15 protein-coding genes are annotated in these 15,661 nt (G+C 68.8%); 8 read left to right on the top strand and 7 right to left on the bottom strand.

Going from position 1 to position 15,661, the window contains the following annotated elements; genetic code table 11:
• Window positions 1–429: 429 nt before the first annotated feature.
• Window positions 430–1,560, top strand: coding sequence for an ATP-NAD kinase family protein (locus Q0116_RS03855; protein ID WP_297885678.1), 1,131 nt, complete (start codon window positions 430–432; stop codon window positions 1,558–1,560).
• An 88-nt stretch (window positions 1,561–1,648) separates the two neighbouring features.
• Window positions 1,649–2,281 carry a maltose acetyltransferase domain-containing protein gene (locus Q0116_RS03850; RefSeq protein WP_297885676.1) on the top strand — a complete coding sequence of 211 codons (633 nt, stop codon included), beginning with the start codon at window positions 1,649–1,651 and terminating at the stop codon, window positions 2,279–2,281.
• A 10-nt stretch (window positions 2,282–2,291) separates the two neighbouring features.
• On the opposite strand, the gene prs is transcribed toward Q0116_RS03850, so the two are convergent.
• Complete coding sequence (prs, locus tag Q0116_RS03845; protein ID WP_297885674.1) at window positions 2,292–3,146, bottom strand: ribose-phosphate diphosphokinase; 855 nt, start codon at window positions 3,144–3,146, stop codon at window positions 2,292–2,294.
• 129 nt (window positions 3,147–3,275) lie between these two features.
• Between prs and Q0116_RS03840 the strand changes: the two genes are divergently transcribed.
• From Q0116_RS03840 to Q0116_RS03815, 6 genes are all read left to right on the top strand, one after another.
• On the top strand, window positions 3,276–3,932 hold the full coding sequence (locus Q0116_RS03840; protein WP_297885673.1) for an HVO_0476 family zinc finger protein: 657 nt from the start codon (window positions 3,276–3,278) through the stop codon (window positions 3,930–3,932).
• Between the two features lie 680 nt (window positions 3,933–4,612).
• Window positions 4,613–5,425, top strand: coding sequence for a heliorhodopsin HeR (gene heR, locus Q0116_RS03835; RefSeq protein WP_297885672.1), 813 nt, complete (start codon window positions 4,613–4,615; stop codon window positions 5,423–5,425).
• 279 nt (window positions 5,426–5,704) lie between these two features.
• Window positions 5,705–6,655, top strand: coding sequence for a glycosyltransferase family 2 protein (locus Q0116_RS03830; protein ID WP_297885670.1), 951 nt, complete (start codon window positions 5,705–5,707; stop codon window positions 6,653–6,655).
• A 241-nt stretch (window positions 6,656–6,896) separates the two neighbouring features.
• Entirely contained in the window at window positions 6,897–7,700 is an 804-nt protein-coding gene (locus tag Q0116_RS03825; protein ID WP_297885668.1) for a response regulator, read from the top strand.
• A 104-nt stretch (window positions 7,701–7,804) separates the two neighbouring features.
• Window positions 7,805–8,110, top strand: a complete 306-nt coding sequence (locus tag Q0116_RS03820; protein WP_297885667.1) for a putative quinol monooxygenase — start codon at window positions 7,805–7,807, stop codon at window positions 8,108–8,110.
• An 86-nt stretch (window positions 8,111–8,196) separates the two neighbouring features.
• Window positions 8,197–8,553: a GntR family transcriptional regulator gene (locus Q0116_RS03815; protein WP_297885665.1), complete on the top strand. Its 357-nt coding sequence runs from the start codon at window positions 8,197–8,199 to the stop codon at window positions 8,551–8,553.
• Window positions 8,554–8,577: 24 nt separating this feature from the next.
• Here Q0116_RS03815 and Q0116_RS03810 read toward each other — a convergent pair whose 3' ends face one another.
• From Q0116_RS03810 to Q0116_RS03785, 6 genes are all read right to left on the bottom strand, one after another.
• Entirely contained in the window at window positions 8,578–9,111 is a 534-nt protein-coding gene (locus Q0116_RS03810) for a hypothetical protein (protein WP_297885663.1), read from the bottom strand.
• A gap of 75 nt (window positions 9,112–9,186) precedes the next feature.
• Complete coding sequence (locus Q0116_RS03805) at window positions 9,187–10,503, bottom strand: ABC transporter ATP-binding protein (RefSeq protein WP_297885661.1); 1,317 nt, start codon at window positions 10,501–10,503, stop codon at window positions 9,187–9,189.
• A complete protein-coding gene (locus tag Q0116_RS03800; protein WP_297885659.1) occupies window positions 10,500–11,591 on the bottom strand; it encodes an ABC transporter ATP-binding protein in 1,092 nt (363 codons plus the stop codon). Before Q0116_RS03800 ends, Q0116_RS03805 begins: the two co-directional genes overlap by 4 nt.
• The gene (locus Q0116_RS03795) at window positions 11,591–12,676 is read right to left on the bottom strand and encodes an ABC transporter permease (RefSeq protein ID WP_297885658.1); all 1,086 of its coding nucleotides are present in this window, start codon (window positions 12,674–12,676) and stop codon (window positions 11,591–11,593) included. The genes Q0116_RS03800 and Q0116_RS03795 overlap by 1 nt, the downstream gene beginning before the upstream one ends.
• Before the next feature lie 3 nt (window positions 12,677–12,679).
• Window positions 12,680–13,630, bottom strand: a complete 951-nt coding sequence (locus tag Q0116_RS03790; RefSeq protein WP_297885656.1) for an ABC transporter permease — start codon at window positions 13,628–13,630, stop codon at window positions 12,680–12,682.
• Between the two features lie 34 nt (window positions 13,631–13,664).
• Window positions 13,665–15,311: an ABC transporter substrate-binding protein gene (locus tag Q0116_RS03785; RefSeq protein ID WP_297885654.1), complete on the bottom strand. Its 1,647-nt coding sequence runs from the start codon at window positions 15,309–15,311 to the stop codon at window positions 13,665–13,667.
• Between the last annotated feature and the right edge of the window lie 350 nt (window positions 15,312–15,661).

The raw sequence follows: 15,661 nt of genomic DNA, 5'->3' as shown, positions 1-15,661 counted from the left end.
GCGACCCACACGGCGACGAGGGCGAGGCTCGCGAGCAGGACCGCGCCCGCGGTGGCGCTGATCGGCAGCGGCTCCGTCACGGCGGCTTCGAGTAGCATAGCTCGGAGTTCTTCTGGGGGCGTCTTAAGCGTTGATTCTCGCACGGCCGGCGCGCTGTCGCGGTCGGGTCGTGCGGGCGCAAAAGCGGGACCGGAAGGCGTGGGCGTGTGGCAGCTACCGCGGGAGGGATCCAGTCCCGATGAGACGAGCAGGTCACCGATGGCGGGCTCGTTCCACCGGCGCCTTCTCCTACGGGGTGACACCGATTGAGTCCCGTGTCTCGGTGTTGCGGGATTTTATATGTCGGCCCACCGGGCCGCCGGCGTCGGGAGTCGCCGCGCCGCGGGCGGACGCGTCTCGCTTAAGGGGCCGGCGCGGCGAACGTCTGACATGCACGTGGGGATCGCGGTGAACCCGGTCGCCGGGATGGGCGGCCGCGTCGGACTGAAGGGAACCGACGGCAAGGTGGCGGAGGCGGTCGAGCGCGGCGCGGAGCCGCGGGCACCGGACCGCGCGCGGCGGATGCTCGACCGCCTGGCCGCGGTCGCGCCCGACGCCGTCGTCTCCGTGGCCGCGGGCCCGATGGGCGAGTCGGCCGTCCGCGACGCCGGCTTCGACCCGGTCCGCGTCGTCGACCCGTTCAGTGGCGAGACGCCCGACCCGACGGCGACGACCGCGGCCCACACCGCGGCGGCCGTGCGGGCGTTCGCGGGAGTGGACGACGAGGCGGGCGACGCCGACGAGATCGAGCCCACGGACCCCGTCGACCTCGTCCTCTTCGTCGGCGGCGACGGGACCGCCGCCGACGTGGCGACGGCGCTGGAGGGCACCGAGGTGCCGATGCTCGGCGTCCCGGCGGGCGTGAAGGTGTACTCGTCGGTGTTCGCGGTGTCGCCGGAGGACGCCGCGGAGGTCGCCGCGTCGTTCTCGCGGACCGAGCGCCGCGAGGTGATGGACATCGACGAGGACGCCTACCGGGAGGGGGAGGTCCACCCGCAGCTTCGGGGGGTCGCGCACGTGCCCGTCGCCGACGACCTCCAGTCCTCCAAGCAGACGGCGAGCGGGACCGTCGAGTCGCTGGCGGAGGGCGTCGCGGCGGACATCCGCGAGCGCGACGGCGAGGGCGTCACCTTCGTCCTCGGCCCGGGGTCGACGGTCGGCGCGATCAAAGACGAGCTCGGCTTCGAGCCGTCGCCGATCGGCGTCGACGTCTGGCGCGACGGCGAGGCGGTCGTCCGGGACGCGACGGAGGCGGAGATCCTCGACGCGCTCGGCGAGGAGAACGTGATCGTCGTCTCGCCCATCGGCGGGCAGGGGTTCGTCTTCGGCCGCGGCAACCCGCAGATATCGCCGGCCGTGATCCGGCGCTGCGACCTGCGGATCGTCGCCTCGCGGGCGAAGCTCGACGACGTGCGCGCGCTCCGCGTCGACACCGACGACCCCGACCTCGACGACGAGCTCGCGGGGTGGGTCCGCGTCCGCGTCGGGAAGTTCGAGACGCGGATGATGAAGATCGTGTGAGTCGCATCCCAGAGCGCCGCGGAGCGTCGACCGCGTTGGGCTCCACCGAGACGGACAGCTCTTTGTCGATCGCCGCGCCGGGGGCCGTATGGGACGCGAGAAGCAGCGGATGCTGGCCGGTGAGGCGTACGACCCGTCCGCGCCCGAGCTCGTCGCCGACCGGCGGCGCGCGCGGGACCGCTGCCGCCGGTACAACGCCACCGCCCCGACGGAGACCGAGCGCCGCGAGCGCCTGCTCCGAGAGCTGTTCGGCGAGGTCGGCGACGACGCGACCGTCGTGCCGCCGTTCCGCTGCGACTACGGGTACAACGTCAGGGTCGGCGACGGCTTCTTCGCGAACACCGGCTGCGTCGTCTTGGACGTCGCGCCGGTGGCGTTCGGCGAGAACTGCCTGCTCGGGCCGAGCGTCCACGTCTACACCGCGACGCACCCGATCGACCCCGCGGAGCGCGCGGCCGGCCGCGAGTTCGGCGACCCCGTCACGGTCGGCGACGACGTGTGGATCGGCGGGCGAGCGGTGATCGCGCCCGGGGTCTCCGTCGGGGACGGCGCGGTCGTCGCGGCCGGCGCGGTCGTGGTCGACGACGTGCCGGCCCGGACGGTGGTCGGCGGCAACCCGGCCGAGGTGATCCGGCGCGTCGACGACAAGAAGGAGAGAGACGGGGAGCAGAGAGATAGGAAGGAGGGAGACGGGGCGTCGGCGCCGGGCGACGGAGAGTAGTCGGCCGGCGTCAGTCCAGCGCGTCGGCCAGCGCGGGGGCGGCGCTGACGACGCTACAGCCCCGCTCGACGGTGTCGCTGCCGAGGATCCGGTCGACGCCGGCGGCGCGGAGCTTCGTCACCGCGTTGGCCACGAGCACCGGGTGGACGCAGGCGGTCAGCACCCGGGCGGCGCCGCGGTCGGTGAGGACGGCGACCGACTCGCTCATCGTCGACCCGGTCGCGATGATGTCGTCGACGACGACCACGTCCCGGTCCCCGACGCTCGCGTCGGAGGGCGACACCGCGACGGCGCCGGTCTCGCGGTCGCGGTGCTTCTCGAAGAAGTCCGTCTCGCCGGCGCCGTACGCGTCGCGGACGGTCGCGGCCACGCCGATGGCCCCCTCGTCCGGGGAGAGGAAGAGCGGGTCCGCGAGGTCCGTCGGGAGCGGGTCGGCGAGGGCGGCCGCGGCGTCGACCGCCTCGACGGGGACGTCGAAGAAGTCGGCGACGCTCGCCTCGTGGGGGTTGACGAGGTAGACGCGGTCGGTGCCGGTCGAGATCGCCCGCGCCATCGCGCGGGCGGAGACCGGCTCGCCGTCGCCGAACGACGCGTCCTGCCGCGCGTAGCCCATGTACGGGATCACGGTCGTCACGTCCGTCGCGCCCGCCTCGCGGACGGCGTCCTGGAGCTGGAGCAGTTCGACCCACGCCTCGTCGGAGTCGGTCGTGGCGACGATCACGGCCTCGTCGGCGTCGAAGTCGGGCACCGCCGCGAGCCGCTCCCCGTCGGGGAACCGGTCGTAGGTCGGCGTCGCGAGCGCCCGGCCCGTCTCCGCCGCGAGCGCGGCCGCGAGCTGCTGCGAGCTGGACCCGGGTACGATCATGGGCGACCGTTCCGCGGACTCCGGTAAACCAGTTTCCTTACCGCGCCGGCCGCCGAGCGCCACGCGAGCGCGACCCACACCGGCCGCACAGGGGCGGATATTTACGGACGCGGCGGATACGACCGCCCAATGAGCGACACCGAAGCCGGCGCGCGCGTCGGGCTCCCCTGCCCGTCGTGTTCGCCCGCCGAGCCGACCGTCCACGAGGTCCTCAGCCCGGGCGGGCAGGCCACCGTGCGCTGTACCGAGTGCGACCACACCCACAAGACCGAGATCCCCGAGGAGGAGACCGTCGCCGTGACGATCGTCGTCTCGCAGGACGGCGACTCGTTCACGACGACGATGGACGTGCCGGCCGAGGGCGACGTAGGCACCGGCGAGGAGTTCGTCGTCGACACCGACGATGCGCTGATGCAGGTGCGGATCACGGGGATCGAACTCGGCCCCGAGAACCGCGTCGAGGAGGCGGACATCACCGACGTGGAAACGCTGTGGACCCGCGCGGTCGACAACGTCGCGGTCCCGGTCACGCTCCATCCGAAGGACGGCGACGCGGACCAGACCCGGTCGCTGCGCGTGAACGTCCCCGGCGACTACGAGTTCACCGTCGACGAGACGGTGGAGTTCGGCGAGGAGGAGTTCACGATCGAGGGGCTCCAGATCCGCGAGGACGCGCCCGAGTACCGGCACGAGAAGCTCGACCACCCCGGCGACCTCGCCTACGCGAAGGACCTCAAGCGGGTGTACGCCCGCGACGAGACGCTCACCGCGTGGTCGGCCTGGTAGGGCCGAGCGCCGTTCCGCGTCTCGACACCCTCGGCGACCCCGGTTCCCTCCGCGGCGATCCTCATACTAACATAAACAATTATGAAGGATACGCGCGTTGCGCCTACCGTGCCGCCCGTAGTACACGACTGACGCACGCTCGACGGCGGGGACGACGACCGGTCCCGGCGGTCCGAGCACGCGCGAGGCGACGCCGACCGAACAGGCCACCGACCGATCGGGTCCATCCACGGAATCGACCGCGAGCGACGACCTTCCGACCGCCGCCGAGGCGGTCGCGCAGGCGGCGGCGACGTTCGACCCGTCCGACACCCGGCGGATCGCGAACGGAACCGACCGCTGGAACGAGTACGCCGGCTCGTCGCACTGACGGCGCGGCCGGATCCTTTTATTCGCCGGCCCGACTAGCGACGAGCGGCCGATGACGAACTACCGCTCCGAGCCGGACTCGGCACCCGGCGACGACGAGCCCTATGAGTACCGAGGCTGACTTGCTATCCACGCATTTTCGAAGCGAAGCGAACGAGCGGCAGCGAATTTTGCTTGTACCCGCTGAGAGAGGAGGGCTACCGTCCGGAGTTCGATGGTAATATTGGCTCGGAGCGGGTTCAGCGGGGCACCCTCGATGACACGCCGCGCCTGTCAACAGACCTAATATAGCTCAAGTAGCAGCCGGTCGTATGGCAAGATCGCACGCCGCAGCGACGGCCGGTTCTGACGGCCGACCCTCCGCGCGGGACACGCGGCTCCGACTGTGGAACAGCGTCATGGCGGTTCTCCACTTCCTACAGGGGGTACTGATGGTCGTGTTGGCCGCCGAGGTGCTGTGGCCGGTCACCCGCACCAGGTACGGTTTCAACCCCCAGACCGAGACCATTTTCCCGGAGACGGTCGCGTTCGTCGACGCCAACCTCCCGTTGCTCGTGGCGGGGTTTCTCTTCATTTCCGCGCTCGCACACGCGGCTATTGCGACCGTGCTGTACGACCGGTACGTCGACTACCTCGACAGGGGGATGAACCCCTACCGCTGGTACGAGTACTCCGTGAGCGCCTCGCTGATGATCGTCGTGATCGCCATGCTGGCCGGCGTCTGGGACCTCGGGACGCTTACTGCGCTGTTCGGACTCATCGCGGTGATGAATCTCGCCGGGCTCCTGATGGAACAGCGCAACGAGTCGACCGACGACGTCGACTGGACGCCCTACTGGGTGGGGACCCTCGCCGGTCTCGTGCCCTGGGTCGTCATCGCGATCACGTTCGTCGGAACCGTGACGTCCAGCGGCGGGGAGTTTCCGGAGTTCGTGATTTACATCTATCTCTCTATCTTCGTCTTCTTCAACCTCTTCGCGCTGAACATGGCACTACAGTATCTGGAAGTCTCCCGTTGGAAGGACTACCTCTTCGGGGAGAAGGGCTACGTCCTGCTGAGTCTGGTCGCCAAGTCCGCCCTCGCGTGGCAGGTGTACTTCGGCACGCTGAATTCCCCGATCTGAGCGTCGAAAGCGCAGGGCTCCGGGGGAGCCCCCGACGGAGTCTCGGCGTCTGCTGTCGAGCGATTCTCCGGAGCGATACGGTCACCGACTGGACGGGCCGGCGGATCTATCCAGATAGCCCTCCTGTGGAGAGATACCGGATCGTGAGTATCGAGGCCAGCCCTGTACTCCCGCATCCGCGAGGCGGGGTTTTCCATCTGTTACCCGCGAGCGACGAGAGGTATCACGCCGATAACGGCCGGACGTCTATGTAGCTCCGGCCGTATCTACGGGTAGAGGATGTCGGACCGGAGCGCGGTCGACGGGAGCGTGAGCGTCGTCCTCCCGACCCGGCGGTGGACGACGGCCTGCGACGAACTGGTCGAGCAGGTCCCGCGGGACGGCGAGTTCATCATCGCGTGCGACGGGCCCGACGATCCGGTGGTCGAGGACGCGGCGGGCACGCCGGCGGAGGTGGTCGTCGCCGGCGAGCCGGAGGGGTGTTCCGCGAAGTGTAACGCGCTCGCCGCGGGCCTCGAACGGGCGACGGGCGAGCACATCGTCTGTACGGACGCCGACTTCGAGCACGGGCCGAGGTGGCTCCCGCGGGTCCTGCGTCACCTCGCCGACGCGCCGCCCGATCACGTCGTCTCGAGCGCACCCATTCTGGTCAGCGAGGGCCCGCTGCTGAAACCGCTGGAGGGGCCGGGCGCGATCGGCGCGGCGCTGACGACGCTGCTGGACACGACCGCGTGGGGCGGGACGATGGCGTTCCGCCGCGAGGCGGTCGACGTGGACGAGTACGCCGCGGACCTCCGGCGGACCGTCAGCGACGACGCCCTGCTCACCGACCGCGTCGAGGGCGTCGAGTCCGTTCCGGACCTCGTCCGACAGATGCCGGTCTCCGGGACGCTCGAGGAGACGCTCGACCGCCAAGTGCGCTGGACGCGGACGGCGCTGTACGTCGACCCCGGCGGACTTGTCTTCGGCGCGCTGGTACAGCTCGCCGTCCTGGTCGGGACGCTGCTGGCCCCGCTCGCGACGGTGCCGCTCGTGACGGCCGCCGCCGGCCTCGCGTACGCCTACTTCGGGGTCAGGCGGTGGACGTTCGTGCTCGCCGTCCCGGCCTACGTCGCGTCGCTCCCCATGCTGGCCTACGGGCTCGCGCGGACGGAGTTCGACTGGCAGGGCCGCCGCTACCGCTGGACGGGACTGTACGACGTGGAGGTCCTCGATCGCGACGCGGAGTGACGGCTCCCGCTCTCTCGCCCCGCGGTGGCCCCGAGACGCGACGACGGAGAAACGGTCCCCGACGGGCGTATCGGCGGTCTGACGACGCCGGTCGGTGCGTGGGCGTGCTCGTCTGCCGGTCGTGCCAGCGGGCCTAGTGCTTGAAGACATAAGCGTCATTACGGGGAAGACCCCATAGATCGAACCGAAGTCGAGCATGGAGTTACCGTTCCCCGAACCTGACGGAGTGAACGTTATACATGTGGACGACGACTCCGGTCTGGTCGACCTCGCCGCGGAGTGCCTCGTCTTAGAGGACGAGTCACTCACCGTCAAGACGGAGACGGATCCGACGGCGGTCCCCGACCGGCTGGAAGCGGAGCGAGTGGACTGTGTCATCAGCGACTACGAGATGCCGGAGATCGACGGCTTGGAGCTGGTCGACCGCGTCCGGTCCGTCGACGACTCGATACCGTTCATCCTGTTCACCGGTCGGGGGAGCGAGGCCGTCGCGGCGGAGGCGATCGAGAGCGGCGTCGACGCGTACGTTCAGAAGGAACGGGGGCGGTCGAAGTACGCCGTGTTAGCGAACCGCGTCCGCTCGCTGGTCGACAGGGCGCGGGCGACCCGCAGGGCGGAGAAACTGAGCGAGACGTACGAACTCGTCGCCCGCACGGCGACCGACGCCTTCTGGCTCCGCGACATGACGACGAGCGCGACGCTGTACAGCGACGGCATCCGGCAGTTCGGCTACCAGCCCGGCGTCCGCGAGGACGGCTTCGAGTGGTGGCTCGAACGCGTCCACCCCGACGACCGCGCCGTCGCACGGGGCCTGAACGAACGCCAGGCGGCCGGGGAACCCTCGGCGTTCGACGACGTGGACGCGGAGTACGGCGAGTTCGCGCACGAGTACCGCTGGCGGACCGCCGACGACGAGTACGTGCCGGTGCGCTCGCAGGGCATCGTCCGGTTCGAGGACGACGAGCCGGTGGAGATGGTCGGCGCGATGGTCGACGTGCGCGCGTCAGGAGCCGAGGGCCGGAGCGACGAGGCCGGCGAGCGGTGAGCCCGCGGGGTCCGTTCCGGCCGCCGCAGACGGTGGTCGAGCCGCGCGTCCGGATCCCCGGTGTCACGGGGATTTTACGCCTCGCAGCCCTCGTTTCGACCGAAATGTCCGACTCCGAGTACGCGCTTCAGGCACGGCTCGAAGCGAAGCCCGAGAAGGCCGACGAGGTGGCCGAGTTCCTCGAAGGGGCGCTCCCCGCGGCCGAGGCGGAGGAGCAGACGACGACGTGGTTCGCGCTGCGCTTGGACGAGACCACGTTCGGCATCTTCGACACGTTCCCCGACGAGGCGGGCCGGCAGGCGCACCTCGACGGCGAGATCGCGGCGGAACTGCTGGACCGCGCCGACGAACTGCTCGTCGAGGACCCGCAGATCGACGAGATCGAAGTGCTGGCGGCGAAGCACTCGTAGGTCGTCCGAGCTCTCGGCGGGGACTGGCGCGCGCGCGGCCCCGCCCGTTCCGAAGCCGTCATGCCGCTCGCTCGTGAACGGCGGGTATGGACGAGCAATCGACCGACGAGTACACGCGGCTCGTGGCGGAGAACGGGCTCGCGCTCCTGTTCGCGAACCGGGTGCGGGCGCGGGTCGTCGCGACGCTGTTCTACGCGTCCGAGCCGCTACCGGTCGAACGGATCGCCGCGGGCGCGGGCGTCGACCGGAGCGTCGTTCACGAAGCGCTTGACGAACTCAAACGGTTCGGCATCCTGAAGATAGATCGAGTCGAGGGTCGCGACCCCGACCACTACGCGCTCGACGAGTCCGACGACCTCACCGAGGCCCTCCGGACGGTCGCGGAGCTCGCGACCGACCGCTACCATCAGCCCGAGATCGACATCCCGAGCGACGAGGAGTGAAGCGTTCGACGGCGCCGGAGCGATTCACTCGATCCGGATCGTCGTCTCGTCGTACACGCCCTCCTCGGCGGCGTTGGCCACGTCGAGGCCGGCACCGATCGTGTGTTCCCCGCGGTCGACCGGTTTCCACTCGGTCTCCGAGACCCGGAAGCTCTGCGCCCACCGACGGGTGAAGCGCCTACGCTCCCCGCGGTCCAGCGTGAACTGTGCCGGCGAGTCCGGGAGCGGCTCGGGGACCTTCGAGGCGTCGCGGTGCCCGTCGACGTGCCACGTCCAGGGGACGGGCGACCGCGTCTCGACGGTCACGGGGACTGGGAGCGGGTTGCGGAACTCGACCGCCACCGGCACCGGCTCCCCCCGCTCGTAGGCGGTCGTCGGCGTGCTGACGCTGACGGAGACCGCCCACCGGTGAACTCGCGCCGGGAAGAGCCACCGGGCCAGCGTCGCCGCCGGGAGCGTCTTGGCGGCGCGCGGGTGGTGGCGCTCGGCGGACTCGTTCGGCCGGAACGGGTCGTCGTCGGAGCGGTCGACGCCGTCCCGTCGCCGTGATCGAGGCATGACTGAGGGTACCCGCCCGCGGGAATAAGGGTGTCGTCGGGGGCGCTCCGGGCCGATGGGGGCGACGGAGCGCGGTCAGTCGTCGCTGGTGGCCGACCCCGCCGCGGAGCCGTCGTCCGTCGGCGTCCCCCGGGTCGGCCCGCTCTCGTAGGCCGGATCGAAGAGGTGGCAGGCGACGCGTCCGGCGTCCGTCTCACGGAGCACCGGCTCGTCCGTCGAGCAGGGGGTCTCGAACGTCTCCTCGAGGAGGGACGCGGCCCGGGCGAACTCCTCGTCCGCGACCAGTCGGAGCGCCTCCTGGACCACCTCCTCCGCCTCCGGGTCCGACAGCGTCGGCGGGAGGTCGAGCTCGTCGCGGAGCGACTCCATGAGCGCGGCCTCGCCGGCGTCGAACGTCTCGACGGCGATGTCCGCCTCGCGGGTGCGGTGCCGGAGCGACATGACCGCGCGCCACTCGGACTGCTCGAAGTCGTAGTCGGCTGGCGGGATGACGCGGGGACACCGCGTGTGGAACTTACAGCCGGAGGGGGGATCGATCGGGGAGGGGACCGACCCCTCCAGCAGGATCCGGTCGCCCTCCCACAGCGGGTCCGGCTCCGGGATCGCCGACAGCAGGGCCTCGGTGTACGGGTGCTGGGGCGGCGCGAACAGCTCCTCCGGGGAACCGATCTCGGCGATCTTCCCGAGGTACATGACCGCGATCTCGTCGGCGATGTGCTCGACGACGGAGAGGTCGTGCGCGATGAACAGGTACGCGATCCCCAGCTCGTCTTGGAGGTCCTCGAGGAGGTTGAGGATCTGGGCCTGGACCGACACGTCGAGCGCCGAGACCGGCTCGTCGCAGACGATGAAGTCGGGGTCGACGGCGAGCGCGCGGGCGATGCCGATCCGCTGGAGCTGCCCCCCGGAGAACTCGTGGGGGTACCGGTTGGCGTGGCTCGCGTTGAGCCCGACCCGGTCGAGCAGCTCCTTGATCCGGGCGTCGCGGGAGACGCCGCTCTCGATCCCGTGGATGTCGAGCGCCTCCCCGATGATGTCGTTCACCGTCAGCCGCGGGTTGAGGCTTGACTGCGGGTTCTGGAAGATGATCTGCATCTCCTTCCGGAGGTCGCGGAGCTCCGAGTCGGAGAGCGTCGTGATGTCCTGCCCCTTGAAGTACACCGAACCGGCGGTCGGCTCGCGGAGCCTGAGGATCGAGCGCCCGATACTGCTTTTCCCACAGCCGCTCTCGCCGACCAGCCCGAGCGTCTCTCCTTCGTTGATCTCGAAGGAGACGCCGTCGACGGCCTTCACATTCTGCTGTCGGCCGAGCAGCCGATCGATGAAGTCGCTCTCGGACTCGTAGTACTTCTCGAGCCCCTCGACGCGGAGGAGCGGCTCCGAGCCGCTCATCGGTCGCTCACCCCCGCCGAGCTCGGCGCGTCGCCCGGTACGGCCGGGTCGTCCTCGCCGCGGACGGTCACCTCGTAGTCGAGCTCGCCCGAGAGCTCGCCGGTGTGGGCGAGACAGGCCGCGGCCTGCGCGTCGCTGTTGATCGGGTCGGCGGGCTCGCCGGTCTCGACGTCGACGAGGGGCGGCTCCACCCGGGTACACGACTCCTCGGCGTACGGGCACCGCGGATGGAAGTTACAGCCGGGCGGCATCTCGATCAAGTCCGGCATCCGCCCGGGGATCGTCTGGAGCCGGTCGCGGTCGTCGCCGATCCGCGGGATGGAACTCATCAGCCCGACCGTGTACGGGTGTTGCGGGTCGTAGTAGACGTCCTCGACCGGCGCCATCTCCACCGGGTGGCCGGCGTACATCACCATGACCCGGTCACAGAACTCGGCGACGACGCCGAGGTCGTGGGTGATGAGCTGGATCGCGGTGTCGAACTCGGTCGCGATCTCCTCTAACAGTTCGAGTATCTGCGCCTCGATGGTGACGTCGAGCGCGGTCGTGGGCTCGTCGGCGATGATCAGGTCGGGGTCACACGACAGCGCGATCGCGATCACGACGCGCTGTTGCATCCCGCCGGAGAACTCGTGTGGGTAGTCGCTGTACCGCTGGGCGGCCGACGGGATGCCAACCGACTCCAGCGTCTCGATGGCCCGCTCGCGCGCCGCCGCCTCGTCGAGTCCGAGGTGGTAGCGGATCGCCTCGGAAATCTGCTCGCCGACGGTGTATGAGGGGTTCAGCGCGGTCTCCGCGTCCTGGAAGATCATCGCGATCTCGTTGCCGCGGAGCTCGCGCATCTCCTTTTCGTCCATCTCCAAGAGGTTCCGCCCCTTGAATCGGATCTCCCCGCTCTCGATGACGCCCGGCTCGTCGATGAGCCGCATCAGGGCGAGACTGGTGACGCTTTTCCCGGCGCCGCTCTCCCCGACGACGCCGAACCGCTCGCCGGCCTCGACGCGGTAGGAGAGGTCGTTCGTCGCCTTGACGACCCCGTCCTCGGTGTAGAACCGCACGTTGAGGTCCTCGACTTCGAGCATCGCCATCAGCGGAGTCCCCCGGTGTCGGTGTCAGATTGGTCGCCCTGCGGGTCGAACGCGTCGCGGACGCCGTCGCCGACCAGGTTGATAGCCATCACGAACACGAAGATCGCGAGGCCGGGGAACAGCCCGGCCCACCAGCGGCCGCGAGCGATCGCGTCCTGCTCGACGTTGAGCATGACGCCCCACTCCGCGCTCGCCGGGGACAGGCCGAGCCCGATGAACCCGAGCGCCGCGGCGACGAGCACCGTGGTACCGATGCTGAGCGTCGCCTGGACGATCACCGGCGCCATCGCGTTCGGGAGGATATGCCGCGTGATGATCGACCGGTCGCGGGAGCCAAGCGCCTTCGCCGCCGTGACGTACTCGTTCTCCTTCACGCTGAGGATCTCGCCCCGGATGATGCGGGCGTACGGGAGCCACCCGACGACGACTAGGGCGAGGATCATCTCCCAGTAGCCGCGGCCGAGGACGGCGATGACCGCGATCGCGAGCACGATGAACGGGAACGCGTACAGGAGGTCGACGAGCCGCATGATGATCTCGTCGACCTTCCCGCCGTAGTAGCCCGCGATGGAACCGAGCGGGATTCCGACGAGCAGCGCCATCGCGACGGCGATGAAGCCGATCGAGAGGCTCCAACGGCCGCCGTACATCACCCGCGAGAGGATGTCGCGCCCGGCCCAGTCGGCGCCGAACAGGTACAGTCCGGTCGCGGTCCCCGAGAAGAGGTTCTCGAGGGTCGGTTCGCGGTAGCCGGTGAGCACGTCTTGGTTCGCGGGGTCGGCCGGCGCGAGCGAGAACGGCTGTACCGTCTGTCCGGCCAGCACCGGGAATCCGTTCGGGAGCGAGATGGGACGGGAGAACACCGCGAGCAGCACCATGAAGACGATGGTGGCCGCGCCGAACAGCGCGAGGCGGTTCCGCTTGAACCGCTGCCACGCGTACTCGAGGCGCCCGCGTCCCGCCTCCGACTGGAGGTCGGGTTCCCACGAGGAGAGCGGGTCCCGGGACTCGACGCGCTCAACGTCGAAGCCGGAGACCCGTATTCGTCCGCGTTCCGTCGTCCGCTGTGAGGTTTCGCTTGACATTATCTAGTATCGGATTCTGGGATCGAGGTACGCGTAGAGCACGTCGGCGACGAAGTTCGCGAGTATCACGGCGACGCCGATGAGGAGGACGATCGCCTGTATCACCGGGAAGTCGCGGTTGCCGACGCGGTTGACGAGGAGCCGCCCGATGCCCGGGTACGAGAAGACGATCTCCACGACGACGGAGCCGCTGATGATGAACGCGACCTGGATGGCTGCCACGGTGACGACCGAGATCAGCGAGTTCCGGAGGACGTGTTTCTGGACGACCGTCCGCTCGGGAAGCCCCTTCGCGCGCGCCGTCCGGACGTAGTCTTTGTCGAGTTCCTCCACCATCGAGGACCGCATCAGCCGCATCAGCAGAGCCGTGGAGCCGGTCCCGATGGTGATCGCCGGCAGCAGGGTGTACACCAGCATGTCGTAGCTGACGATCCCCTGACTGGTGGGCGGCAGGATGGGGAACAGGTCGAGCCAGCTCGCGAAGACGAGGAGCAGCAGCAGGCCGAGCAGGAAGTTCGGGATCGCGATCCCGAGCAGCGCGAACACGCGGCTGGCCTGATCGATCTTGGTGTTGCGGTAGTACGCCGCGATCACGCCGGTCGGGATCGCCGTGGCGAGCGTGACGCCGAACGCCATGATCCCCATCACGAGGGTGTACGGGAGCCGCTCCATGATCTCGCTTATCACCGGGTCGCGGGTAATGATGGACCGGCCGAAGTCGCCCGTCGCCGCGCTGGTGACCCAGTCGATGTACTGGATGTACACCGGCTGATCGAGGCCGTACTCGGCTCGTATCTCCATCTCCGTCTCGGGGTCGAGCTCGGTGAACAGCGTGATGAAGTCGATCGGGTCGCCGGGGATGGCGTGGACCATCCCGAAGGTGAGCAGGGAGATCCCGAGCAGTAGCGGGATGGTTATCAGGGCGCGTTTAATGACGAATCGTTGAAGGCTCATCGAAGTGAAATGGGGCTATCGGGGTTCGAGACCGTTACTCCGACGGGTACACGATCTGGTCGAGGTGCGGCTTGTACAGCGTGTTGTACCGGTTGCTCGCGTTCGGGTGCGGGCTCCACTGGTCGATCGATTCGACGTTGGCCGGGTTGAGGACGTCGATCACATCGCCGGTCCACATGTTCGCCATCGGGACCTCCTCCGCGACGAGTTCCTGGAGGTCATCGTAGATCGGGCGCCGGTTTTCGGCGCCGAGGGTGGTCTGCCCGTCGATGAGGAGTTGGTCCATCTCGTCGCTCTCGTAGAGGTTCCAGTTGAACCCGTCCGGAACGTGCTGGCTGGAGTGGAGCAGCTGGTAGGTGTGACCGTCGGGGTCCGAACCGCCTGTCCAGCCGATTCCGACGACGTCGGTGCTGGCCGCGGCGCCCTCGGGATCGAGGAGGAACGGAACAAGGTCGTCGAACGCGCGGACGTCGAGTTCGGCGTTGAAGTACTCGGTCTCGTCCATCGTCTGCTGGATGATCTCCATCCAGCGCTCGCGGGTGCGGTTGACGTTGGTGATGAACGAGATGTCGAACGGCGCCTCGATGTCCTCCTCTTCGAACGCCTCGCCGATGAGGCGGAGGCCCTCCTCTCTGTTCTCCCCAACGTACTCGTCGAGGAGTCGCTGCTCTTCCTCCTCGTCCCAGAACGCGCCCAGACCGGGGCTGATCGGGGCCGCGAGCTCGGTCGCAAAGCCGCCGAAGACGGCCTCGATGACGTCGGACTTCGGGAGGAGCCGGGTCATCCCACGGCGGAGCTTCTGGTTCGTGAACGGGCTCTGGTTGACCGGATAGGTGATGAAGTCGAAGCCGACGGAGCTACCGGTGACGACCTGGCCGGTCTGGTTTTCCCACTGGTCGAGCTCGAACGGCGCCGCGTTGTCGATCATGTCGAGCTCGCCGTTGGCCATCGCCTCCTCCTGAGAGACCTGCTCCGGGATGACGCGGATCGTGACCCGGTCCCACGGCGCGGTGCCGGGGTAGTCGTCGCCGTCGTACCAGTAGTCCTCGTACGGGACGAGGACGGCGCGGTCCTCCGCGGAGAACTCCTCAAGCTCCCACGGGCCGGTCCCGAGGGTCTGCTCGGTGAAGTCGTGGTCGTCCTGCTCGGGGTTCTCGCTGATCGCGTCCGTCTTGCTCGTGAGGATCGGGACCGCGGCGAGGTCGTTCAGGAACGGCGCGTGCGGGTCGGTCGACGTGATCTCGATCTCGTAGTCGCCGAGGACCTCGACGTTCTCGATGAACGAGACGTCGGCGTCGTTCGTCGTGCCGCTCGTCCGGTTAATGGAGAACTGAACGTCCTCGGCGGTGAACTCGTCGCCGTTGTGGAACGTGACGCCCTCGCGGAGGGTGAATCGGAAGGTGGTGTCGTCGACCTGTTCGTAGCTGGAGGCGAGCTCGCCGCGGACCTCGGAGTAGTCGAAGGTCAGCGCGACCAGCCGCTCGTACGCCATCGTCCCGACGACTGAGTTCGAGGTCGCGTCGGTGATGATCGTCGGGTCGAACGTCCCGGGGTTCGCCCCGGCCGACGCCACGAACTCGTTCGTTCCGTCGCCGCCGTCGGACCCGTCGGACCCGTCGGACCCGTCGCCGCCGTCGCCGCCGACACAACCTGCGAGGCCGACAACGCTCGCACCGCCCATTGCGGCGAGAACCCGTCGGCGAGTCGCTGCCGATTTCGTCTGTCCGTTGTCAGAGTGAGACATACCAACACGTACACGTCGGTCGTTAAAAACTATTCTATTCAGTACATTAGGTCGTCATCCGTACAGTAATTGACCGATTCGGTGACAGTTGGACATATTGACATGATCGTTCACTATTGTCTGGCGAAGCGCAACCGAGCCCCACCTTCCGGTGGCAGATCGTTCGGTCGGGGGCGAACAGACCGGATAGATCCGGATCGATGTTTATCTGCCGGGCGACCGGATCGAGAGTATGGAGCCAGACTTAGATCGGTTCACCTCGCGGCGGTCGACCGTGTACGGGGAGC

Origin of the sequence: uncultured Halorubrum sp., assembly GCF_937146585.1 — an archaeon.
GTDB lineage: Archaea > Halobacteriota > Halobacteria > Halobacteriales > Haloferacaceae > Halorubrum > Halorubrum miltondacostae.
The sequence above is the reverse complement of the archived record's forward strand: the minus strand, read 5'-3'. Positions and strand labels throughout refer to the sequence as shown.